17 protein-coding genes, 3 rRNA genes and 3 pseudogenes are annotated in these 22,846 nt (G+C 68.6%); 6 read left to right on the top strand and 17 right to left on the bottom strand.

What is annotated here, in order from left to right:
• Positions 1 to 35: 35 nt before the first annotated feature.
• Positions 36 to 1,367 carry a DUF1015 family protein gene (locus ACXKR8_RS37030; protein ID WP_458268919.1) on the top strand — a complete coding sequence of 444 codons (1,332 nt, stop codon included), beginning with the start codon at positions 36 to 38 and terminating at the stop codon, positions 1,365 to 1,367.
• 84 nt (positions 1,368 to 1,451) lie between these two features.
• Here the strand turns inward: ACXKR8_RS37030 and ACXKR8_RS37025 are convergent, their stop codons facing one another.
• The 8 genes and pseudogenes from ACXKR8_RS37025 to ACXKR8_RS36990 form a co-directional block, all read right to left on the bottom strand.
• A complete protein-coding gene (locus ACXKR8_RS37025; protein WP_458275188.1) occupies positions 1,452 to 2,234 on the bottom strand; it encodes a tetratricopeptide repeat protein in 783 nt (260 codons plus the stop codon).
• 402 nt (positions 2,235 to 2,636) lie between these two features.
• Positions 2,637 to 3,236 (bottom strand): annotated as a pseudogene (locus ACXKR8_RS37020) (DEAD/DEAH box helicase); the annotation flags it as partial.
• Between the two features lie 104 nt (positions 3,237 to 3,340).
• Positions 3,341 to 3,879 (bottom strand): annotated as a pseudogene (locus ACXKR8_RS37015) (DEAD/DEAH box helicase); the annotation flags it as partial.
• 212 nt (positions 3,880 to 4,091) lie between these two features.
• Positions 4,092 to 4,208, bottom strand: a 5S ribosomal RNA gene (rrf, locus tag ACXKR8_RS37010).
• A 116-nt stretch (positions 4,209 to 4,324) separates the two neighbouring features.
• Positions 4,325 to 7,448, bottom strand: a 23S ribosomal RNA gene (locus ACXKR8_RS37005).
• A gap of 292 nt (positions 7,449 to 7,740) precedes the next feature.
• Positions 7,741 to 9,267: ribosomal RNA gene (locus tag ACXKR8_RS37000) — 16S ribosomal RNA — on the bottom strand.
• The 16S, 23S and 5S rRNA genes sit together here, the layout of an rRNA operon.
• Positions 9,268 to 9,901: 634 nt before the next feature.
• Positions 9,902 to 11,173: a tyrosine--tRNA ligase gene (tyrS, locus tag ACXKR8_RS36995; protein WP_458268918.1), complete on the bottom strand. Its 1,272-nt coding sequence runs from the start codon at positions 11,171 to 11,173 to the stop codon at positions 9,902 to 9,904.
• 104 nt (positions 11,174 to 11,277) lie between these two features.
• Positions 11,278 to 12,300: a discoidin domain-containing protein gene (locus ACXKR8_RS36990; RefSeq protein WP_458268917.1), complete on the bottom strand. Its 1,023-nt coding sequence runs from the start codon at positions 12,298 to 12,300 to the stop codon at positions 11,278 to 11,280.
• A gap of 136 nt (positions 12,301 to 12,436) precedes the next feature.
• Here ACXKR8_RS36990 and ACXKR8_RS36985 point away from each other — a divergent pair, with 136 nt between their 5' ends.
• Positions 12,437 to 14,542 (top strand): SpoIIE family protein phosphatase, encoded by a 2,106-nt coding sequence (locus ACXKR8_RS36985; RefSeq protein WP_462099977.1) that lies wholly within the window; start codon positions 12,437 to 12,439, stop codon positions 14,540 to 14,542.
• A gap of 30 nt (positions 14,543 to 14,572) precedes the next feature.
• Here the strand turns inward: ACXKR8_RS36985 and ACXKR8_RS36980 are convergent, their stop codons facing one another.
• The 8 genes from ACXKR8_RS36980 to ACXKR8_RS36945 all read right to left on the bottom strand — a co-directional run bounded on the left by ACXKR8_RS36980 (position 14,573) and on the right by ACXKR8_RS36945 (position 19,178).
• Positions 14,573 to 14,986 (bottom strand): hypothetical protein, encoded by a 414-nt coding sequence (locus ACXKR8_RS36980; RefSeq protein ID WP_458268915.1) that lies wholly within the window; start codon positions 14,984 to 14,986, stop codon positions 14,573 to 14,575.
• Positions 14,987 to 15,029: 43 nt separating this feature from the next.
• Positions 15,030 to 15,410, bottom strand: a complete 381-nt coding sequence (locus ACXKR8_RS36975) for a cupredoxin domain-containing protein (protein WP_458268914.1) — start codon at positions 15,408 to 15,410, stop codon at positions 15,030 to 15,032.
• A gap of 184 nt (positions 15,411 to 15,594) precedes the next feature.
• Complete coding sequence (locus ACXKR8_RS36970; protein ID WP_462099976.1) at positions 15,595 to 15,816, bottom strand: ferritin-like domain-containing protein; 222 nt, start codon at positions 15,814 to 15,816, stop codon at positions 15,595 to 15,597.
• Positions 15,747 to 16,394: a ferritin-like domain-containing protein gene (locus tag ACXKR8_RS36965; protein ID WP_462099975.1), complete on the bottom strand. Its 648-nt coding sequence runs from the start codon at positions 16,392 to 16,394 to the stop codon at positions 15,747 to 15,749. Before ACXKR8_RS36965 ends, ACXKR8_RS36970 begins: the two co-directional genes overlap by 70 nt.
• Positions 16,391 to 17,170 (bottom strand): ferritin-like domain-containing protein, encoded by a 780-nt coding sequence (locus tag ACXKR8_RS36960; RefSeq protein ID WP_458268913.1) that lies wholly within the window; start codon positions 17,168 to 17,170, stop codon positions 16,391 to 16,393. The genes ACXKR8_RS36965 and ACXKR8_RS36960 overlap by 4 nt, the downstream gene beginning before the upstream one ends.
• 136 nt (positions 17,171 to 17,306) lie before the next feature.
• On the bottom strand, positions 17,307 to 17,969 hold the full coding sequence (locus ACXKR8_RS36955) for a class F sortase (protein ID WP_458268912.1): 663 nt from the start codon (positions 17,967 to 17,969) through the stop codon (positions 17,307 to 17,309).
• Between the two features lie 7 nt (positions 17,970 to 17,976).
• Complete coding sequence (locus ACXKR8_RS36950) at positions 17,977 to 18,831, bottom strand: DUF4397 domain-containing protein (RefSeq protein WP_458268911.1); 855 nt, start codon at positions 18,829 to 18,831, stop codon at positions 17,977 to 17,979.
• A 29-nt stretch (positions 18,832 to 18,860) separates the two neighbouring features.
• Entirely contained in the window at positions 18,861 to 19,178 is a 318-nt protein-coding gene (locus ACXKR8_RS36945) for a hypothetical protein (protein WP_462099974.1), read from the bottom strand.
• Between the two features lie 131 nt (positions 19,179 to 19,309).
• Here ACXKR8_RS36945 and ACXKR8_RS36940 point away from each other — a divergent pair, with 131 nt between their 5' ends.
• The gene (locus ACXKR8_RS36940) at positions 19,310 to 19,504 is read left to right on the top strand and encodes a hypothetical protein (RefSeq protein ID WP_462099973.1); all 195 of its coding nucleotides are present in this window, start codon (positions 19,310 to 19,312) and stop codon (positions 19,502 to 19,504) included.
• Between the two features lie 1,079 nt (positions 19,505 to 20,583).
• Positions 20,584 to 20,886, top strand: a complete 303-nt coding sequence (locus ACXKR8_RS36935) for a hypothetical protein (RefSeq protein ID WP_458268909.1) — start codon at positions 20,584 to 20,586, stop codon at positions 20,884 to 20,886.
• Here the strand turns inward: ACXKR8_RS36935 and ACXKR8_RS36930 are convergent.
• Positions 20,870 to 21,526: a DNA-3-methyladenine glycosylase gene (locus ACXKR8_RS36930; protein WP_458268908.1), complete on the bottom strand. Its 657-nt coding sequence runs from the start codon at positions 21,524 to 21,526 to the stop codon at positions 20,870 to 20,872. The two genes, ACXKR8_RS36935 and ACXKR8_RS36930, sit on opposite strands and share 17 nt — an antisense overlap.
• Positions 21,527 to 21,636: 110 nt before the next feature.
• Between ACXKR8_RS36930 and ACXKR8_RS36925 the strand changes: the two genes are divergently transcribed.
• Positions 21,637 to 22,170, top strand: coding sequence for a YbhB/YbcL family Raf kinase inhibitor-like protein (locus ACXKR8_RS36925; protein WP_458268907.1), 534 nt, complete (start codon positions 21,637 to 21,639; stop codon positions 22,168 to 22,170).
• 125 nt (positions 22,171 to 22,295) lie between these two features.
• A pseudogene (locus tag ACXKR8_RS36920) lies at positions 22,296 to 22,796 on the top strand (HNH endonuclease).
• Positions 22,797 to 22,846: the final 50 nt, after the last annotated feature.

Raw genomic sequence — 22,846 nt, 5'->3', positions numbered from 1 at the left:
CTCTCCCATCAGCCCTCTGGGCATACCCGATTAACATGCCCAGAGTGAGAGCAGACAGTGCAGACGATCCAGCAGATTTCAGGTACGGGGACGCCGGCCGGGTGGCCGCCGCCGGATTGTCGCTGGCCCCCTTCCGGGGCCTGCGCTACAACCCGGCGCACGTCAGCTCCCTCGCCGCCGTCACCTCCCCCCCGTACGACGTGGTCGACCCGGAGGGGCGGCTGCTGCTGGAGACCGGCGACCCGCACAACATCGTCCGGCTGATCCTGCCCCGCCCCCAGCCGACCGCCGAGAGCGGCTACCGGCACGCCGCCCGGCTCCTCGCCGAGTGGCAGCGCAAGGGCGTGCTGACCGCCGACCCCGAGCCCGCCCTCTACGTCTACGAGCAGCAGACCTCCGACGGGCTGCTCCAGCGCGGCCTGATCGGCGCCCTCGCCGTCAGCGGCCCCAGCGCCGGCGTGGTGCTCCCGCACGAGGACGTGATGCCCCGCCCCGTCGCCGACCGGGTCGGCCTGATGCGCACCACCAAGGCCAACCTGGAGCCGCTGCTGCTCACCTACCGGGGGGACGGGCGCGCGGCCGAGGTGGTGGAACGGGCGGCCGCCGGCGAGCCGCTGCTCACCAGCACCACCGCCGACGGCACCACCCACCGGCTCTGGTCCGTCACCGCCCCGGCGGAGCTCAGCGCCGTCAGCGCCGACCTCGCCACCCGCCGGGCCCTGATCGCCGACGGGCACCACCGCTGGGCCATGTACCTGCGGCTGCAGCGGGAGCACCGCTACCTGGCGCACAGCCCCTGGGACCGCGGTCTGGTCCTGCTGGTCGACACCGCCCGCTACCCGCTCCGGGTCCGGGCCATCCACCGGGTGCTGCACCAGCTCCCGCTGGACCGGGCCCTCGCCGCGCTCGGCCCGGTCTGGGAGACCACAGGTCTCGGCGACTCCCAGCAGGCCGCCGTCGCGGCCCTGGGCGCGGCCAAGGCCACCGGGGCCAACGCCTTCGTGCTGGCCGGGGGCGGCGGCTTCCACCTGCTCACCGGGCCCGACCGGGCCACCCTGGAGGCCGCCGTCCCCGCCGACCGCCCCGAGGAGTACCGCAGGCTGGACGCCACCGTGCTGCACTCGGTCCTGCTGGACCGGGTCTGGAACGTCCCCGACTCCCCCGAGCACATCGGCTACCTGCACGACACCACCGCCGCCGTCCGCGAGGCCACCCGCGACGGCGGCACCGCGGTGCTGCTGCACCCGGTCGAGGAGGGCGTGGTCCGCCGACTGGCCGAACAGGGCGTGACGATGCCGCGGAAGTCCACCTCCTTCGGCCCCAAGCCGGCCACCGGGCTGGTGCTGCGCAGCCTGCTGCTGCGCTGAGAAACAACTGTGGCCCGCACCGTTTCTCCCGGTGCGGGCCACAGTCACTCAGTCACGCGATCACTCAGTCACGCGATCACTCGCTCACTCGTCGGAGGAGCCGGAGTGGGAGGTGGAGCCGGCAGCCCCCTCCTCCTCGTCCTCTTCGTCATCGTCGTCGTAGTAGTCCTCGCCGTCGCCCTCGGCGAACTCGCCGTCGCTGTCCTCGGCGTCCTCGCCCTGGACCGCGTCCTCGACCTCGACGTCGGGGTCGAGCGCGTCCACGAACTCGATGCCGTCGATCTCCGCGAGCCGCTCGGCCGCATTGGTGGTCCCGCTCTGGTCGGCCTCGGCCGCCTTCGCGAACCACTCCCGCGCCTCGCCCGCACGCCCGGCGCCGATCAGCGCGTCCGCGTAGGCATAGCGCAGACGGGCGGTCCACGGCTGCACCGAGTTGGAACCGAGCTCGGAGCACTCCAACGTCACCACAGCGGCGTCGAACTCCTCCATGTCACTGCGCGCACCGGCCGCGACCAGGCGCATCTCGATCTGCCCGGCCTTGTCCAGCTGCTTCACCTCGGGGGCGCCCGCCATCTCCAGCGCCCGCTCCGGCCGACCCAGACCGCGCTCGCAGTCCGCCATGACCGGCCACAGGTCAGCCAGCCCGGTCATCCGCCGCGAGGCACGGAACTCGGTGAGAGCCTCCGAGTAACGCTCCGTCACATACGAGGCGAACCCGGCCGCTTCCCGCACAGCCGCCACCCGCGACGCCAGCCGCAGCGCGACCCGCGAGTAGGCGTACGCCTCCTCCGGCTCCGCGTCCAGCATCCGGGCGACCATCACCAGGTTCTTGGCGACGTCGTCCGCGAGCGTCTTCGGCAGGCTCATCAGCTCCTGCCGGACATCACCGTCGATCTCCTGCCCGGTGATGTCCTCATCGATCGGCAGCCGACGAACCGGCTCACTCCGCCGCTCGTCTCCCTGCCGGTCGTCCCGGTTGTAACCCCCACCGGACGACGGCCGGTCGTCCCGACGGTAGCTGCCACCGCCGGTCGACGGGCGGTCGTCCCGACGCGGGCCACGGTCGTCCCGGTTGAACCCACCACCGCCACCGGAGGAGGGGCGGTCGTCGCGGCGCGGGCCACGGTCGTCCCGGTTGAACCCACCACCACTGGCGGGCCGATCGTCACGACGCGGCCCCCGGTCATACCCACCACCGGCAGGACGCCCGCCGGTCGACGGACGGTCGTCCCGACGCGGACCACGGTCGTCACGGTTGAAGCCACCACTACGGGGCCGGTCGTCCCGGTTGAAGCCACCCCCGGTCGAGGGTCGGTCGTCGCGGCGCGGGCCGCGGTCATCGCGGTTGAACCCGCCGCCACGGGGCCGGTCGTCACGGTTGAAGCCACCCCCGGAGGAGGGGCGGTCATCCCTGCGCGGGCCACGGTCATCACGGTTGAACCCGCCACCACCACCGGAGGGACGGAACCCACCACCGGTGGAGGGGCGGTCATCGCGGCGCGGGCCACGGTCATCGCGGTTGAACCCACCGCCACCAGAAGGCCGGTCGTCCCGACGAAACCCACCACCGGTGGACGGGCGGTCGTCGCGGCGCGGGCCGCGGTCATCCCGGTTGAAGCCACCACTACGGGGCCGGTCGTCCCGGTTGAAGCCACCCCCGGAGGAGGGGCGGTCATCCCTGCGCGGGCCACGGTCGTCACGGTTGAACCCACCGCCACCACCGGAGGGACGGAACCCACCACCCGTGGACGGACGGTCATCCCGACGGGGACCACGGTCGTCACGGTTGAACCCACCGCCACCACCGGAGGGACGGAACCCACCACCCGTGGACGGACGGTCATCCCGACGGGGACCACGGTCGTCACGGTTGAACCCACCGCCACCACCGGAGGGACGGAACCCACCACCGGTCGAGGGCGGTCATCGCGGCGCGGGCCACGGTCATCGCGGTTGAACCCACCACCACCAGAAGGCCGGTCATCCCGACGGAAACTGCCACCGGTCGAGGGACGGTCGTCCCGACGCGGGCCGCGGTCATCGCGGTTGAAGCCACCACCGCCACCGGAGGAAGGGCGGTCATCGCGGCGCGGGCCACGATCGTCACGGTTGAAGCCACCACCGCCACCGGAGGGACGACCACCCGTGGACGGGCGGTCATCGCGGCGCGGGCCGCGGTCGTCACGGTTGAAGCCACCACCACTGCCAGAGGGCGGTCGTCGCGACGGAACCCACCACCCGTGGAGGGGCGGTCGTCGCGACGCGGGCCACGGTCATCCCGGTTGAAGCCACCGCCACCGGAGGGGCGATCGTCGCGACGGTAGCTGCCACCCGTCGAGGGACGGTCGTCCCGGCGCGGGCCGCGGTCATCGCGGTTGAAGCCACCACCGCCACCGGAGGAGGGGCGGTCGTCGCGGCGCGGGGCACGGTCGTCGCGGTTGAACCCGCCGCCACGGGAGTCACGCCGGCCCGCGCCCCCTGCACCCTGCGATCCGTCGCCCGAGCGGCGCTCCGGGCGTCCCTGAGGGGGGTTAGACATTGACATGACTCCTTCTGGTCTACCAGCAACATCCTGGCGACGGCACTGTAGGCACGTCACCAACACTCATTGTCCCGCACTCGGCAGGTGCTCGCTCACGAGCTACAACCGGCTCCGTACGGTCCTGCTAAAACACAAAAAGCCGCGGCCCCAGCGAATCGCTGGGGCCGCGGCTCTGAATGATTGTTCGGCGGCGTCCTACTCTCCCACAGGGTCCCCCCTGCAGTACCATCGGCGCTATGAGGCTTAGCTTCCGGGTTCGGGATGTTACCGGGCGTTTCCCTCACGCTATGACCACCGAAACCCTATCGGGTGTTCAGCGAACACTCTCTTCAATTGTGACTGTGCCGAATAAATTCAGCACGCTCACCGGGGGCTGTTCGCAACCCGGGAACTGCACAGTGGACGCGTAGCAACTATGGTCAAGCCCTCGGCCTATTAGTACCGGTCAGCTCCACCCCTTACAGGGCTTCCACATCCGGCCTATCAACCCAGTCGTCTACTGGGAGCCTTACCCACTCGATGGTGGTGGGAGTCCTCATCTCGAAGCAGGCTTCCCGCTTAGATGCTTTCAGCGGTTATCCTTTCCGAACGTAGCCAACCAGCCATGCCCTTGGCAGGACAACTGGCACACCAGAGGTTCGTCCGTCCCGGTCCTCTCGTACTAGGGACAGCCCTTCTCAAGACTCCTGCGCGCGCAGCGGATAGGGACCGAACTGTCTCACGACGTTCTAAACCCAGCTCGCGTACCGCTTTAATGGGCGAACAGCCCAACCCTTGGGACCTACTCCAGCCCCAGGATGCGACGAGCCGACATCGAGGTGCCAAACCATCCCGTCGATATGGACTCTTGGGGAAGATCAGCCTGTTATCCCCGGGGTACCTTTTATCCGTTGAGCGACGGCGCTTCCACAAGCCACCGCCGGATCACTAGTCCCTGCTTTCGCACCTGCTCGACCCGTCGGTCTCACAGTCAAGCTCCCTTGTGCACTTACACTCAACACCTGATTGCCAACCAGGCTGAGGGAACCTTTGGGCGCCTCCGTTACATTTTAGGAGGCAACCGCCCCAGTTAAACTACCCACCAGACACTGTCCCTGATCCGGATCACGGACCCAGGTTAGACATCCAGCACGACCAGAGTGGTATTTCAACGACGACTCCACCCAAACTGGCGTCTGAGCTTCAAAGTCTCCCACCTATCCTACACAAGCCGAACCGAACACCAATATCAAGCTATAGTAAAGGTCCCGGGGTCTTTCCGTCCTGCTGCGCGAAACGAGCATCTTTACTCGTAATGCAATTTCACCGGGCCTATGGTTGAGACAGTCGAGAAGTCGTTACGCCATTCGTGCAGGTCGGAACTTACCCGACAAGGAATTTCGCTACCTTAGGATGGTTATAGTTACCACCGCCGTTTACTGGCGCTTAAGTTCTCAGCCTCGCCCCGTCGAAACAGAGCTAACCGGTCCCCTTAACGTTCCAGCACCGGGCAGGCGTCAGTCCGTATACATCGCCTTACGGCTTCGCACGGACCTGTGTTTTTAGTAAACAGTCGCTTCTCGCTGGTCTCTGCGGCCGGCCCCAGCTCAAGGAGCAAGTCCCATCACCAGTTCCGGCCCCCCTTCTCCCGAAGTTACGGGGGCATTTTGCCGAGTTCCTTAACCATAGTTCACCCGAACGCCTCGGTATTCTCTACCTGACCACCTGAGTCGGTTTGGGGTACGGGCCGCCATGAAACTCGCTAGAGGCTTTTCTCGACAGCATAGGATCATCCACTTCACCACAATCGGCTCGGCATCAGGTCTCAGACTATATGTGCGACGGATTTGCCTATCACACGTCCTACACCCTTACCCCGGGACAACCACCGCCCGGGCTGGACTACCTTCCTGCGTCACCCCATCGCTCACCTACTACCCTGTTGGGTCAGCGGCTCCACCACTCCCATCCATCCGAAGACTTCAGGGCGGCTTCGCGGCTTTAGCATTCAGAGGTTCGACGTTGGCGCTTCAAAGCGGGTACGGGAATATCAACCCGTTGTCCATCGACTACGCCTGTCGGCCTCGCCTTAGGTCCCGACTTACCCTGGGCAGATCAGCTTGACCCAGGAACCCTTGGTCAATCGGCGCAAGAGTTTCCCACTCTTGTATCGCTACTCATGCCTGCATTCTCACTCGTGAACCGTCCACGACTGGCTTCCGCCGCCGCTTCACCCGGCACACGACGCTCCCCTACCCATCACAACACCCGTTGGGGCTTCACGTTGCAATGACACGGCTTCGGCGGTGTACTTGAGCCCCGCTACATTGTCGGCGCGGAATCACTTGACCAGTGAGCTATTACGCACTCTTTAAAGGGTGGCTGCTTCTAAGCCAACCTCCTGGTTGTCTCTGCGACTCCACATCCTTTCCCACTTAGCACACGCTTAGGGGCCTTAGCCGGTGTTCTGGGCTGTTTCCCTCTCGACCATGGAGCTTATCCCCCACAGTCTCACTGCCGCGCTCTCACTTACCGGCATTCGGAGTTTGGCTAAGGTCAGTAACCCGGTGGGGCCCATCGCCTATCCAGTGCTCTACCTCCGGCAAGAAACACGCGACGCTGCACCTAAATGCATTTCGGGGAGAACCAGCTATCACGGAGTTTGATTGCCTTTCACCCCTAACCACAGGTCATCCCCCAGGTTTTCAACCCTGGTGGGTTCGGTCCTCCACACGGTCTTACCCGCGCTTCAACCTGCCCATGGCTAGATCACTCCGCTTCGGGTCTTGGGCGCGCTACTATGTCGCCCTATTCGGACTCGCTTTCGCTACGGCTACCCCACACGGGTTAACCTCGCAACACACCGCAAACTCGCAGGCTCATTCTTCAAAAGGCACGCAGTCACGATCAGTAAGGGCAAGCCCTCCTGACGACGCTCCCACGGCTTGTAGGCACACGGTTTCAGGTACTATTTCACTCCGCTCCCGCGGTACTTTTCACCATTCCCTCACGGTACTGTCCGCTATCGGTCACTAGGGAATATTTAGGCTTAGCGGGTGGTCCCGCCAGATTCACACGGAATTTCTCGGGCTCCGTGCTACTTGGGAGTTGCACAAGCAAGCCGTACAGGTTTCGTCTACGGGGGTCTTACCCTCTACGCCGGACCTTTCGCATGTCCTTCGACTACCCATACGGTTTCTGACTCGCCCAGAAGTCGGCAGACAACTGAAGTGCAATCCCACGACCCCAACCACGCAACCCCTGCCGGGTATCACACGTGACTGGTTTAGCCTCATCCGATTTCGCTCGCCACTACTCTCGGAATCACGGTTGTTTTCTCTTCCTGCGGGTACTGAGATGTTTCACTTCCCCGCGTTCCCTCCACACCGCCTATGTGTTCAGCGGCGGGTGACAGCCCATGACGACTGCCGGGTTTCCCCATTCGGACACCCCCGGATCAAAGCTCGGTTGACAGCTCCCCGGGGCCTATCGTGGCCTCCCACGTCCTTCATCGGTTCCTAGTGCCAAGGCATCCACCGTGCGCCCTTAAAAACTTGGCCACAGATGCTCGCGTCCACTGTGCAGTTCTCAAGCAACGACCAACCACCCATCACCCCCACACACACGGTGCGAAGTTCACTGGGGCCGGCGTTCAAAGGACACAGACCTTCCGGCCGTACCCTCAGGACCCAACAGCGCGCCCGACACCACCCACCCCACCAGACCTCGTTCCACGCGCCGAAGCGCAGTACCAGAGACCCGAAGGACCGTGCGGTGCCGAATAGTCAACGTTCCACCCATGAGCTGGCCACCGTCAGACAGATGCTGACGCAGTGGCACTGTGCTCCTTAGAAAGGAGGTGATCCAGCCGCACCTTCCGGTACGGCTACCTTGTTACGACTTCGTCCCAATCGCTGGTCCCACCTTCGACAGCTCCTTCCCTTACGGGTTAGGCCACCGGCTTCGGGTGTTACCGACTTTCGTGACGTGACGGGCGGTGTGTACAAGGCCCGGGAACGTATTCACCGCAGCAATGCTGATCTGCGATTACTAGCAACTCCGACTTCATGGGGTCGAGTTGCAGACCCCAATCCGAACTGAGACCGGCTTTTTTGAGATTCGCTCCACCTCGCGGTATCGCAGCTCATTGTACCGGCCATTGTAGCACGTGTGCAGCCCAAGACATAAGGGGCATGATGATTTGACGTCGTCCCCACCTTCCTCCGAGTTGACCCCGGCAGTCTCCTGTGAGTCCCCATCACCCCGAAAGGCATGCTGGCAACACAGAACGAGGGTTGCGCTCGTTGCGGGACTTAACCCAACATCTCACGACACGAGCTGACGACAACCATGCACCACCTGTATACCGACCACAAGGGGGCGTACATCTCTGCACGTTTCCGGTATATGTCAAGCCTTGGTAAGGTTCTTCGCGTTGCGTCGAATTAAGCCACATGCTCCGCTGCTTGTGCGGGCCCCCGTCAATTCCTTTGAGTTTTAGCCTTGCGGCCGTACTCCCCAGGCGGGGAACTTAATGCGTTAGCTGCGGCGCGGACCACGTGGAATGTGACCCACACCTAGTTCCCAACGTTTACGGCGTGGACTACCAGGGTATCTAATCCTGTTCGCTCCCCACGCTTTCGCTCCTCAGCGTCAGTAATGGCCCAGAGATCCGCCTTCGCCACCGGTGTTCCTCCTGATATCTGCGCATTTCACCGCTACACCAGGAATTCCGATCTCCCCTACCACACTCTAGCCTGCCCGTATCGAATGCAGACCCGGAGTTAAGCCCCGGGCTTTCACATCCGACGCGACAAGCCGCCTACGAGCTCTTTACGCCCAATAAATCCGGACAACGCTCGCACCCTACGTATTACCGCGGCTGCTGGCACGTAGTTAGCCGGTGCTTCTTCTGCAGGTACCGTCACTTGCGCTTCTTCCCTGCTGAAAGAGGTTTACAACCCGAAGGCCGTCATCCCTCACGCGGCGTCGCTGCATCAGGCTTTCGCCCATTGTGCAATATTCCCCACTGCTGCCTCCCGTAGGAGTCTGGGCCGTGTCTCAGTCCCAGTGTGGCCGGTCGCCCTCTCAGGCCGGCTACCCGTCGTCGCCTTGGTAGGCCATTACCCCACCAACAAGCTGATAGGCCGCGGGCTCATCCTGCATCGCCGGAGCTTTCCACGCACACCCCATGCGGAGATGCGTCGTATCCGGTATTAGACCTCGTTTCCAAGGCTTGTCCCAGAATGCAGGGCAGATTGCCCACGTGTTACTCACCCGTTCGCCACTGATCCACCCAGAAGGGCTTCACCGTTCGACTTGCATGTGTTAAGCACGCCGCCAGCGTTCGTCCTGAGCCAGGATCAAACTCTCCGTGAATGTCATCAGGTAATCCTGATAGCACCCGCGAAAGAGCGGCACGACGATCAGCGGAATAGCCGACCCCGTGCACTGCGTCCTCGCTAGTGTTTACTGCTCTATTTTTTCCCAAAGGAACCTCGACCACCCACCAAAAGGAGGGCGGACGGGGTATCAACATTTGGCGTTGACTTTTGGCACGCTGTTGAGTTCTCAAGGAACGGACGCTTCCTTCAGGCGGCTTTCAGACCGGCCCTCCGGGCGCTCGTTTCGTTTCTCAGCTTAGCAGATCCGTTTCGTCCGGGCGAACCGGCCGAATTTCATTTCCGCTCCCCGCCGAGGTGGGGTGTCGCTTGACGACCGGCGTTACGCTACCGCATTTTCCGGGGACCCGGAAATCACGGCTGCCAATTCGCACGCAAAAGCGATCCGATTCGAAATCGACGCGTGCGTCGGCCTCGAAGAGATCGTTTGAGGTGGCGGACTGAACTGTGCAACGTGGTCACGTGAGGACCGGTGCGGCGAGGCGAAGCCCCGTGCGACGTACCGGTCCGAATCAGGCGACTCGGCCAACATTAGACGCTTCTGAGTGCTGCGTCAAACATCGAAGGCGAAGATCTTTTGGACCTTCGCCTTCGACGGGTTCCGCTGCAGGTCAGTCGCCTGCCGGGGCGAACTCGACCGCGGCGAGGCTGCGCTTGCCGCGGCGCAGCAGCAGCCAGCGGCCGTGCAGCAGGTCGGCCGTGCCGGGGGTCGCCTCCTCGTCGGTGACCTTGGTGTTGTTGAGGTAGGCGCCGCCCTCCTTGACCGCCCGGCGGGCGGCGGACTTGCTGGGGACCAGCCCGGTGGCGGCCAACAGGTCCACCACGCTGGGGAGTTCAGCCACCCTGGCCTGCGGCAGCTCGGCGACGGCGGCGTCCAGGGTGCGGGCGTCCAGGTCGCTGAGCTCGCCCTGGCCGAAGAGCGCCCGGGAGGCGGCGACGGCGCGGTCGAGCTGGTCCTGGCCATGGACCAGGGCAGTCAGGTCCTCGGCCAGCGCGCGCTGGGCGGCGCGGGCGGCCGGCTTGTCGACCGTCTGCCGCTCCAGCTCCTCGATCTCCTCCCGTGAGCGGAAGGTGAAGATTCTGAGGTAGTTGGCGACGTCCCGGTCGTCCGCGTTCAGCCAGAACTGGTAGAAGGCGTAGGGGCTGGTCAGTTCGGGGTCGAGCCAGATGGTGCCGGTCTCGGTCTTGCCGAACTTGGTGCCGTCCGCCTTCACGATCAGCGGGGTGCCGAGGGCGTGCACCGACTTGCCGTCGGCCTTGCGGATCAGCTCGGTGCCGGCCGTGAGGTTGCCCCACTGGTCGCTGCCCCCGGTCTGCAGGGTGCAGCCGTAGCGGCGGTTGAGCTCCAGGTAGTCCATGCCCTGGAGCACCTGGTAGCTGAACTCGGTGTAGCTGATGCCGGCGTCGGAGTTGAGGCGTCGGGCCACGGCCTCCTTCGCGATCATGGTGTTGACCCGGAAGTACTTGCCGATGTCGCGGAGCAGGCTGATCGCCGAAAGACCCGAGGTCCAGTCCAGGTTGTTGACGATGCGGGCCGCGTACGGGCCCTCGAAGTCGAGGAAGCGCTCGAACTGGCCGCGGAAGCGGGTCGCCCAGGCGGCGACGGTCTCCGGGTCGTTCAGCGTCCGCTCCGAGGTGGGGCGGGGGTCGCCGATCAGGCCGGTGGCGCCGCCGGCCAGGGGCAGCGGGAAGTTGCCCGCGTCCTGGATCCGGCGCATGGTGAGCAGCTGCACCAGGTTGCCCATGTGCATGCTGGAGGCCGTCGGGTCGAACCCGCAATAGAACGTGACCGGACCGTCCGCGAATGCCTTGCGCAGTGCGTCCTCGTCGGTGGACAGGGCGATCAGCCCACGCCACTTCAGCTCGTCGACGATGTCCGTCACGGTCTCGCTTCTCCTCTGGTCGGGGGCCGGCGCCGGTTGTCCGCACAGCCTCGTCGAGCCTACGCGGTTCCCGCCATCGGATTTTCCTCCGATCCGGTCCGCGGTCAGGACGAATAGGCCTGGAAATCCGAGAGCTGTCCGGCCGGCCAGCCGCTGTTGCCGGTGAAGGTCAGCCGCAGGTAGCGGACCGAAGGGTGGGCGGGCAGCAGCACGGTGACGGTGTTGCCGGTGCCGGGGTCGAAGGTGTAGCCCGCCGGACCGGTCAGACCGGTGAAGGCGGTGCCGGTGGTACTGCCCAGCACGGCCAGGGTCTGGGTGCGGGCGCCCCAGCTGGAGAGCGGCGGCAGCCGCAGGACCAGCCGGCCCACGCTGCGGTCGGCGCCCAGGTCAACGGTCAGGCTCTGCGGGAAGGCGTTGTCGGTGCTCTCCCAGTAGGAGTCCGGGTCGCCGTCCACGGCATTGCCCGCGGTATAGGACTGGGTGTGACCGCTGTCCGAGGCCGAGGCGACGCGGAGGATCGCGTTCGGGCCCACGGTCGGCCCGGGGCCGCCGGTCTCCGTGCCGTTGGCATGGGTGGCGGGCGCGGAGCCCTCGGTGGCGGACGGGGCGGTCGAGGCCGGGGCCGAGGCACCGCTGGTCCGGGCGGGACCGGAGCGCAGGCTCGGGTCGGGACTGCCGGACCCGGTGGACGGTTTCGCGGGGACGGCTCCGCCGGAGGCGGACGCCAGCGGGCCGCTCAGCATCGGGGCGTTCTGTCCGGACGGGGCGTCAGCTCCGCCGGAGAGCAGGTGGGCTGCGCCGGCGACGGCGAACCCGATGCCGGCCAGGGCGGCCGCGCCCACCCCGATCAGCAGCGCGGTGCGATGGCGGTGGGGGCGCCGGGCGGCGGTCCTGCGGGCGCCGCCGACCAGCCTGGGATCGCGGTCCAGCGGCTGCGCACGGGCCGGCCAGGCCATGGTCGGACGGTCGGCGCCGCGCCCGAAGGGGCCGGGTTCAAGGACGCTGCCGAGCTCCTCGGTCGGTTCCGCCACCGCCTGGTTCACATAGGGGCGGACCAGGGCGGTCTCCCCCGGCAGCGGGATCCTGACAGTGTCGGCCTCGCCCGCGTCGTCATGCTGATCCGCCATGGGCACTCCCCCGCCGCCGACACAAGCTGAACGGCGCTGATTGTGCAGCAAGCGTGTACGAATCGTCATGCCTGTCACGCCTCCGGACGGGTGACCCTGCCGTCCGGCCGAGGGGCGGGCGGACCCGGGCTCAGGCATGCTGGTGATTCTGTCGGCACCCGGGCCACCAGGGAGGCTTGATGCGTTCCACCGGTGCTCCCGCCGAGGGGGAAGGCGGTATGCGCCCGGGCCCGGAACTCACCCCGAGGTATTCGACCAGGCCGTGGTGATGATCGCGCTCACGGCCGGCCCGCAGCACCGGCTGGTCTACCACAACCAGGCGTTCCGCGACCTCTTCGGCGACCGGCCGCGCGGAGTCCCGCTCCGGGAGGCCCTCGCCGGGATGCCGGCCGACCCGTTCTTCGCCCTGCTCGACCAGATCGACGCCGACGGCAAGGCGCGCCAGGTGACCGCCCCGCGTTCGGTGGAGGGCCCGGGCGGGAGCGAGCACTACTTTGTCTACAGCGTCTCGCCGGTGCGGTCCCGCTACGGCCGCGGGGTGCTGGTGGCGCTGATCGACACCACCGCCGAGGTCAGCGCGGCCCGGCACGCCCAGCTGCTGTCCGAGCAGCGGCTGGAGACGCTGCGCCGCTACGAGGCCCTGGTCTCGGCGGTCTCGCAGATGGTGTGGGTGACCCGTCCCGACGGGTCGATGACCGAACTCGTCGAGGGGTGGGAGAGCTACACCGGCCAGCCCTGGCGGAAGTCGATGGACACCGGCTGGTTCGACGTGATCCACCCGCTGGACATCCAGGAGCTGACCGATGCCTGGCAGCGGTCGGCCGCCAGCCGGGAGATGTTCGAGGCCACCTTCCGGATCCGGGCCGCGAACGGCGAGTACCGCCATGTGCAGTGCCGCGCCGTCCCGGTGATCCATGACGACGAGATCGTGGAGTGGATCGGGGCCACCGCCGACATCGAGGACCAGTGGCGCAACCGGCTGCGCGAGGATCTGCTGGCCCGTGCCGTCGCGGTCACCGACACCCCGCACATGGACGAGGCCTTCGCGGCGATGGCCGCCGTCGTGGTCCCGGACCTGGCCGACGCCTGTGCGATCTTCCTGATCAGCGACCCGGACCAGCCCCCCGGTGGCAGCATCTCCGCCACCCGGGTCGCCTCCGTGGCCCGGCCGGGGCTGCCCCCGCTGCCGCCGATGCTGCGTCAGGAGTACCTGCTCGGAGCGCAGGCCCGGCAGGTCGTCACCGACCGTCGGCCGACCCTGCTCACCTTCGATCCGGAGTCCCCGCCGCCGGGAACGGTGCCGACCGTCTCGGCCGCCTGGCTCACCGAGGCCCGGGCCACCGCGATCACCCTGGTCCCGATCATCATCGACGGAACCGTGGTGGCGCTGGCCGGGGCAGCCGTCTGCGAGCCCCGGCCGCATCCGGACCGCGCCTATATCGCGCTGCTGCACGAGGTGCTGCAGCTGGCGCAGGGGCCGCTGGGCCAGTCGTTGGAACTGCAGCGCACCCGGCAGGTCGCGCTGGCTCTGCAACGCGCCCTGCTGACCAGCACGCCAGCCGTGCCCGGGGCTGATCTCACCGCCCGCTACCAGCCCAGCAGCCGGACCGCCGAGGTCGGCGGGGACTGGTTCGACGCCTTCCTGCTCCCCGACGGCTCGCTCAACCTGACCATCGGCGACGTGGCCGGACACGACCTGGCCGCCGCCACCGCCATGGGCCAGCTGCGCAGCATGCTGCGCGCCCTCGCCTACACCCACGGCGACCCGGACGCGCCGGCCGAGATCCTGGCCGAGCTCGACCTCGCCGCCACCGGTCTTGAGGTGGCCGCCTTCGCCACCGTCATCCACGTCCACCTGGTCCCCTCGGACGGTGGCTGGGAGGCGGCCTGGTCCAACGCCGGACACCCGCCGCCGCTGCTGCTGCCGGCCTCAGGACCGCCGCGGCTGCTGGGGGACGGTGAGGCCGACATTCCGCTGTGCGTCGATCCGACCCGGCCGCGGGCCACCCACCGGCATCGCGTCGATCCTGGCGACACCCTGCTGCTGTTCACCGGCGGACTGGTCGAGATCCCCGGCGAGCACCTGGCCCGGGGGCTGGAGCGGCTGGCCGCGGCGGCGGCCGCGGACCGCGGGCTGCCGGTCGCCGACCTGTGCGAACGGCTGCTGGCCCAGGTGCCCGACGTCCGCGACGACATCGCGGTGCTGGCCTTCCGCCCGCATGCCGTGGCGGACGGGACGTAGCGGACGGACATAGCGGACCGGGCGCAGCGGTCAGCGCTTGGAGCCGGAGCGGCGGGCGGTGAGGAGCGGGACCAGCAGCGGAACCAGGCTGAGCACGGCGAGAGCCTGTCCGGCGAGGGCCCAGAGCTTGTCACTGGACCAGATGGGTTCGTACATGTTGGGCAGCGGGCCGAGCGAGCCGACGTCGACATAGCGATAGAGCAGGATCGCGGCGATGCCGGCCAGCGCGGTCCCCCAGGCGAAGAGGTCGCCCAGCGACCGCCGCCAGGCCAGCACCAGGACCACGGCCAGGGCGGCGGCCCCGGCCTCGATCCGGAAGAGCGTGCCCTCACTGATGCTTCCGGCGACGGCGTCGTACTGGCCGGCCAGCTTGGCGTGGACGGCGGCGTCGATGGCCAGGCCGACGGCCGCCGCGATGCGCAGAACGGTACGGGCGACGGCCATCGGGCCTCCTTGCTTGACGGTGGGCCTTACCTGACGGCGAGCCTCACTTGACGGTGAGGGTGCCGTGCATGAACTGGTGGATGGTGCAGTCGTAGGGATAGCTGCCGGGCGCGCTGGGGGCGGTGAAGCTGCCGGAGGCGCCCGAGGCGATGTCGCCGGTGTCGAAGGCCTTGCCTGCGGTGGCGGTGACCGTGTGGGTGGTGGAGTCCTTGTTGACCACGGTCACCTTCTGGCCGGGCTTGACCGTCAGGGTGGCGGGGCTGAACTTGAAGTTGTCGATCATGATCTGCGGGGCGGAGGCGTCAGCCGGGGCACTCGCTGTGGCCGCCGCGCTCGTCGCCGCCGCGCTGGTCGCCGCGCTGGGGGCGCTGACAGCGCTCTTGGTGCTGCTGGAGCAGGCCGCCAGAGGCAGTGCGAGCAGCAACAGGGCGGGAAGCAGACGTGCGGAGCGGAACACGGGCGGCCTCGAATCAGTCGGCGGAACGTGGGGCAAGTCGATCCCCCCTTACCCGGGTCCGCAACTCGGACAGAGCTCTTCGAGGGGCTCCGGGGGCGCAGAACAGGGCGGTGCACCGTTCGTACAGGAATCGGTGGCACCGCCCTGATGGTCAGACGGTGAGGAGGGTGGGGCTGGCGGCCTTGTCGACCGGCAGGAAGTCGTCCGGGACCGGGTACTGGCCCAGCACGAAGTTCAAGATCGCCGCGTGCATCGCCTCGACCGGCGCGATGCTCGCCGCCGTCGCGATCCCCGCCGCACTGGTCACGTTGTACGTCGCGAACAGATACGTCTGCGCAGCCTGGTTCTCCAGGTCCAGCGCCAGCTTCGCCACCGCCCCGACCGTGCTCGCCGCCCCAGGGCCTTCAGCGTGGCGGGCTGGTTGGACAGCGGCACGGTGGTGATGGCCGGCTTCCCGGCCCCGGTCAGCACCGCGTTCCACGCCTTCGCGTGATCCGCGTGCTGGCCCATCGCCGTGGTCGCGAACGTCCCCACCGCCGGCGGCACCGTCCCCAGCTTCCCCGCCTTCGCCGCCGCCAAAGCCGCCGTGTACGCGCCCACGGCCTGGTTCTCCAATGCGGTGGCCAGGGCGACGACCTGCAGGTCACCGGTGTACATACTGCTGCCCGAGGACGCCCCGCCCGACCCGGACGCGGAGGCGCTCGGCGCGCCGACCGCGCTCTTGGTCGAACTGCTGCTCGAGCACGCCGCCAGCGCCAGCGCCGCCGCCACCCCGCCGGTCCCCAGCAGGAACCCGCGCCGGGACGAGGACCGCAGCTCCTCGGTCAGGTCCGCTGCCGCCGCGTGCATCAGCGGCAGGTGCTCGCGGTGCGCCTCATCCAGGTCGCGGGTCAGGCGGGTGAGTTCGCCCTCGGAGATCGGCAGCTGCCAGCTGTCGTTGCCAGCACTCACTTCACGGCCCCTTCACTGATCGGCGAAGCACTCTTGGTCGGGTAGAACGCGTCGGGGAACCCGACACTGCCAGCCGCCGCCGGCAGCTTCGCCGCATCCGTGGGGATCGCGATCAGCTGCGGCGCGCCGCCGGCCAGCAGCGCCTGCACCGCCAGCAGCGTCGAACGGTGCTGCGCCTCCACCGGGGCGACCGAGGCGAACAGCTTCCGCAGCTGCGGGTCGGTCACCTTGGACACATAGCTGGTGTAGGTCTGCGCCGCCACGTCCTCCAGGGTGATCGCCAGCTTCACCACATCGGCGGGGGTCTTGATCGAGGGCAGCATCTGCTTGACGACCGCCAGGTACTTCGGGTCCGGGTCGTTCTGCGCCTTGCCACCGGCCTGGGTGGCAGCGGAGTCGAACGCCTGCCCGTGCGCCTTGTGCTGAGCGGTGGTCTTGGTGATGAACGCCGCCACCGTCTTGTTGCCGTCCTTGATGAACGGCAACCCCGCAGCAGTCGTATACACACTGACCGCCAGGTTCTCCAACGACGCCGCCGTCTGCAACGCCATGATGTCGTCACCCGACGCCGCCGCCGCCCGCGCCGAACCCAGCAACGCCGCGCCACCGACCACCGCCGCCACCGTGCCACTGCGCTGCCACCAACGCCGCACCGGCTCCTGCTCCGAGTACTCGGTCAGCGCCTCACGAGTGATCCGCAACGCGTCGCTGTTCAAATCCTGCGACTGCTCGGTCAACTCCACCAACAACCGGGTATCGAGGTGCTCCTCGCCCATCACGCCCCATCTCTGATCCACATGTCATGCCAGGAGCACCGGCCTTCTGCCGGTGACCCCTGACACATGCTTCGCAGTGAACGGCGTGGCGGATGGGTCGCCACGCCTCGCTAAACCCGGGTTCACTCATACGGTTCTAAGCGAGTCGTGCGTAGACGACCACGTTGTCGAGGTACTCCTGGCCCTTGAAAGGCCCTCCGCAGGTGATCAGGCGCAGCTCAGGGTCGGGGCGGCCGCCGTAGACGTCGGCGGTGGGAAAGTCGTCCTTGGGGTAGTGCTGAATGGACGTCACCTGGAAGCGCACGCTTGAGCCATTGCTCAGGGCGATGGTGATGACGTCCCCGATCCGCAGCAGTCGGAGGTCGGCGAACACTCCGGGGCCGGTGCGCGAGTCCACATGGCCGACGATCACGGCCGGTCCGGCCTGGCCGGGGACCGGTCCGCCGTTGAACCAGCCGGCCTGCGCGGGATCGCTGGGGACGTCCAAGGCCCCGGTCGAGGACAGGCCCAGGGACCCCAGGCTGCTCCGCACCTTGAGCGCGGGGATCGAGAGGCTGCGGGGCCGCACCGAGGTACGGCCGGTCGGCGCCTTGCTCTGGGCGACGACCGGTCCGACGGCGGCCCCCGCGGTGGACGCGCCGCCCATCATCTGCACGCTGGACGTGCCGCCGGGGGCGCCCCGGTGCTCCAGGGTCGCCCCGAGCCCGACCGCGCCGCCGACCGCCGATGCCGCTCCCAGCAGCACCAGCGAGCCGGCGGCGAGCCGGCCCTTCGACCGGGGTTTCGCGTGGCGGGCCACTACCGGCTCAGGCCCGTCGCAGGCGCCTGGCGGCGAAGAGGGCGACAACGGCTCCGGCCAGCAGCGCGGCGCCCCAGCCCGCGATCGCGGGTATCGCCGAGGACGCGGGTGCGGCGGCCGCGCCGCCCAGGCCTGCTGCCACGCCGCCCTTGGGCTGGTTGGCGGGCCCGGCGGAGTCGGTGAGATCGACCAGCTTCGGTGCGGCGTTGGCCGATGAGAGCACCACCAGGGTGTGGGTGCTGCGACCGGCGAAGTCCACGGTGCGGGTGGTGCTGGCGGCTCCCGCGGTGACCTTGACCGTGGTGCTGCCCGCCGGGACGGTCCGGTAGGGGGTCGAGGTCGGGAAGCGGAGGCTGCTCTGGTCCTGGCTCGCCACATGCACGGTGACGTTCGGCTGGGTCAGCGAGGCCTGGATCACCCGCACCCCCGCCTCACCGCTGGGGGCAGTCAACTGGTCCGGCAGCGTCTCGAGTTGGAGCGCCTTGGTGGGTCCGAGGCCGGCCACGGTGTAGGCCTTGCCGCGCTCGACGTCCACCGTGGAGGAGATGACCGGCTGCACCGACGAGGACGCTCCGGCCAGCCGCATGGCCACGGTGTACTGGCCGGTGGCCACCGACTCGTACGGTGAGGCGTCCCCGTAGGAGACGTGCTTGAGCACCAGCGCCGCGTCAGAGCCGCCGTAGGGGTACAGGTAGACGTCCACCGCCGGGGTTCCCGGTGAGAAGTGGGCCAGCCGGAGCCAGCCGCCGGACCAGGCGGTGGCCCGGGGGGCGCTGGCGGCGGCCGGGCCGACCAGCCAGGCGGTGCCGAGACCTGCGGCGAGCAGCACGGCCGCGGGTCTGCGGAGGTGACGGAGTGCCATGGAAGTAGCCTTTCCGAAGGGGGTGGCGCTCAGGACGTCGTACTGTCCAGACCGGCCAGGGGGGCGGGCTGGGAGTAGTGCAGGGCAAGTGCGGGAACGCCGACCCCGGCCACGAGGGAGGCGGTGGCCAGCGGCCGGTAGGGCGGCTGCTGGGCGGCGACGAGCGCGCGCAGCGCCCGCGCCGGGGCGCTGGCGCCGGTCGGCGACTGGTGGTCGATGCCGGTGATCTGCACCGAGCTGAGCGGGATGTCGGGGCCGGCGCCGGGCTGCTGGACGCCGAAGGAGGCGACCGCGACGGTGTGGCCGGCGCTGAGGGTGGCCAGCAGCGCGCACACCCGGGTGTCCACCAGGCCGCGCGCGAGCGCGCTGCGGGCCTGGGGGGCGATGCTGAGGTGGCGGTTCGCCAGCAGGGCCTTGCCCGCCTGGCGGCGCTGGCGAGGTCCGCGGCCAGCTGCCGGGTGTAGGCGGCCCGGCCGGCGTGGGCGACCGCCTGCACGGTGATCGCCTGGGCGCCGGTGCCGAAGACGGCGAGCGGCTCGACGGCGGTCACCGCGAGCAGGTCGGCGCCGAGCCGGGCGCGGAGGGTGGTGGTGACCACGGCCACGTCGGCGTTCTGCAGGGCCTGCGCGCTGTCCTGGATCTGGACCAGGGAGGCGGCCGGGAAGCCGAGTGAGGCCAGCGTCCCGCAGACGGCCGCGTCGCAGGCGACCAGTTGGCCGGGGCCGACGTTGTCGATGATCCACCGGGCCGTGTCGGAACGCTCGGCGGGTGAGGGGACGCCGCTGGGGGCCCCGGACTTCGGGGCGGGGCCGGGCGGCGGGGCGGCAGCGGTCCGGGACGCACGGTGCTGGCCGGCCACCAGCAGCGCTCCGCCGCCCAGCAGGGCGAGGACGAGCACGACTGCGGTGACGATGAGGAAGGGACGGCGCGCGGACCCCGAGTGGTCGGGTGTCCGCGGGCTTCTGGGACCAAGACCCAACCGTCTTCGGGCGAAGGAACGGAACGTGTTCCAGTAGACCCGCAGCCATGACGGCTCGTGGACCGGCGCCGACAGGCCGACCGTGGCCGCGGCCTCGGCCGACACCTCGGGCTCGGCCGACACCGCGGCCGACACCCCGGCTGGTGGCTCAACCGGGGGCTCGTCCGATATTCGCCTGATCACCTGCCGCGGAATGGCGGGATCGCGTGACGGTTCCAGCCCGGGCGCAAAGGCGGGCGGACGTTCACGTTTGACCGATTTGCGCGGTTCGAAAAGATTTTGAGGCACGGCTCGCTCGCCAGAGGAGTAGTGAGGGCCAGAACCTGAAGGTCGTGGTGTGCGTTGCCGCACACACAGCGCCGGTTACCGTCGGGCCAGAAACTCCCGGCAGGGCCTCATGCAACTTAGATAGCAGCACAGGCGAAGAACATTGGCAAGGATCGTTACTTTCTGCATCATCAGTAAGACAGATAGCAACTATTGTCGATCAATGCTGGTCGAATCACGATCTTCCACCCCCGGCACGATACGGCCTTCGGCGAACCATTCCCGGACCAGCTCCTCGAAGATCGGCTCCAACGACGACCGCAGAACCGTTTCCGCTTCCGTATCCGTCGAATGGAACGAAGGGGACATCCGCATTGCTGTCACCACGGGTCAACGACCGGCCGAACCGCGGGGTAACCGAGCCCGGGGGCGCATCACCCGAATGTGCGACCCCGGCCGGAGCCGCCCCGGTGGCAGCGGCGGCGAGCGGGCCCTACGGTCGTGGCATGTCCACTGATCCGGTCCTGTCCGACGCCGGCCGACAGCTGGCCGAGCAGTACGCCCTGGTGCTGGGACTGCTGCGGCAGTGCGGAGCGGCGGTCGGCTCCGGCGACTGGCCGAGCCTGGCGCAGGCCTCGGGCGCGCTCTCGGTGGCCGCGGACGAGCTCAGCGCCTCCGCCTCCGCGCTCACCCGGGCCGAGGAGCCGACCTCGCCGCAGGCGGTGCTGCAACAGGTGAACGACTGGTTCGGCCCCGAGCGCCGCGACATGTTCGACGCCCTGCACCAGATCCTCAAGTGGCAGGAGTAGCGCGCCTACGGGGAACGTGCCGACGGTACGGGCTCACCGTCGGGTCGTCCGCCTCCCAGAAGCGCCAGGGCGTCTCATAGGCCTTGGAGACACCGGTCCGCGGTCCGCTGCGGACCCGGGACCGGGGCAGCGGGACGCCCTCGTACATCCGGACCTCGGACCGCGGGTCGCACACGTCGGCCCCGTCCAGCGTGCGGTCGATCCCCAGCGCCAGGGTGAGCCGGCCGGGGCCCTTCGCCAGTTCCGCCGCGCTCTTCGCGGTCGACCGGCGGCGCAGCGCGTGCGGCTGCCCCTGGACCACCTCACCCGCCCGGATCAGCACCCCGTGCGACTCCTCCGGATCGCCGCAGACCAGGTTGGCGGCGTGGTGCATGCCGTAGATCCAGTAGACGTAGAGGTGCCCGGCCGGGCCGAACATCACGGCGTTGCGGGCGGTCCGGCCCCGGAATCCGTGGGCGGCCGGATCGATGTCCCCCTCGTACGCCTCCACCTCGGTGATCCGCAGCAGGACCGCCGCGGCGGGGCCCTGGTCCGGCTCCTGCCGCAGCAGCAGCCGCCCCAGCAGCTCGGGGGCGACCTCGTGCGCCGGGCGGGCGAAGAACTCCCGGGGCAGCAGGCTGCCGGTGTCGGTGTCGGACACGTGCGGGTCCCTCCCTCGGTGCGTCTGCCGTCCTTCTCGACGATCCTAGACAGCGGGGCGGGGATAGCCTGAACCGGTACAGACCGGGCTCGATGCAGGAGGTTGACGCAATGTCGGATTCCAGGCGGCCGCTCCCCCACGACTTCCATCCGCCGGTGCCGGCGTTCACCGTGCGCAGCGCCGACTTCGGCGCCGACGGGGTGCTGCCGGACGCGCATGTGTACAGCGAGGGGAACCTCTCGCCCCAGCTGAGCTGGGAGGGCGCCCCGGCTGGGACCCTGAGCTACGCGGTGACCTGCTACGACCCGGACGCGCCGACCGGCAGCGGCTTCTGGCACTGGTCGGTGTTCGACCTCCCGGCCGCGGTGACCGAACTGCCGCAGGGGGCCGGCAGCGGCAGCTTCAAGGGACTGCCCGAGGGCGCCGTGCACGTGCGCAACGACTACGGCACCCGTGACTTCGGCGGTGCCGCGCCGCCGCCCGGGGACGGCCCGCACCGCTATGTCTTCACGGTCTACGCGGTGGACCAGGAGAAGCTCGGTCCGGACGCGGACGCCTCGCCCGCCGTGGTCGGGTTCAATCTCCGCTTCCACACGCTGGGGCGGGCCCAGCTGATCGCCGAGTACGAGGCCCCGAAGCAGTAGCCGGGAGGGTCCGGCCCGGCCGGGAGTAGCCGGGGCGGAAATTACGTTGTTCCGGGGGTAGGTCCGCCGTCACAGTGGTCACGCAGGCCGCCGTGGCGGCGGACCGAATCCTGGAGGTGGCCGGAATGCGCAACACACTCGTGCTCAACGCGAGCTATGAGCCGCTGTCGACGGTGTCGCTGCAGCGCGCCGTCGTGCTCGTACTCCAGGACAAGGCCGTCGTCGAGCACGCGCATCCGCTGCGCCTGGTGCGGGCCGCGTCGGTGGAACTGCCGCTGCCGAGGGTGGTGCGGCTGCGCCGGTACGTACGGGTTGCCGTTCCGACAACGGGCCGCCTGGTCGCGGCGGGGGGTACTGATCCGGGACGGCTTCCGCTGCGCCTACTGCGGGCGGCGCGCGAGCACCGTCGACCATGTGCTGCCGAAGTCGCGCGGGGGCGGCGACACCTGGCTGAACACGGTCGCGGCCTGCGCCGCAGACAACCAGCGCAAGGCTGACCGCACGCCTGAGCAGGCCGGGATGGCGCTGCTGGTCAAGCCGTTCGAACCCACCCCGGAGGCGTCGCTGATGCTGGCGCTCGGGGCGAAGCGCGGGAGCTGCCGGAGTGGCTGCCGCTGCCCGCGTGAGGGCAGCCCGCGTGAGCCCTCTCAGAGCTGTCGTCGGCCCGGCACGGGGG

It is taken from the genome of Streptacidiphilus sp. PAMC 29251 (assembly GCF_054208735.2).
The sequence above is the reverse complement of the archived record's forward strand: the minus strand, read 5'-3'. Positions and strand labels throughout refer to the sequence as shown.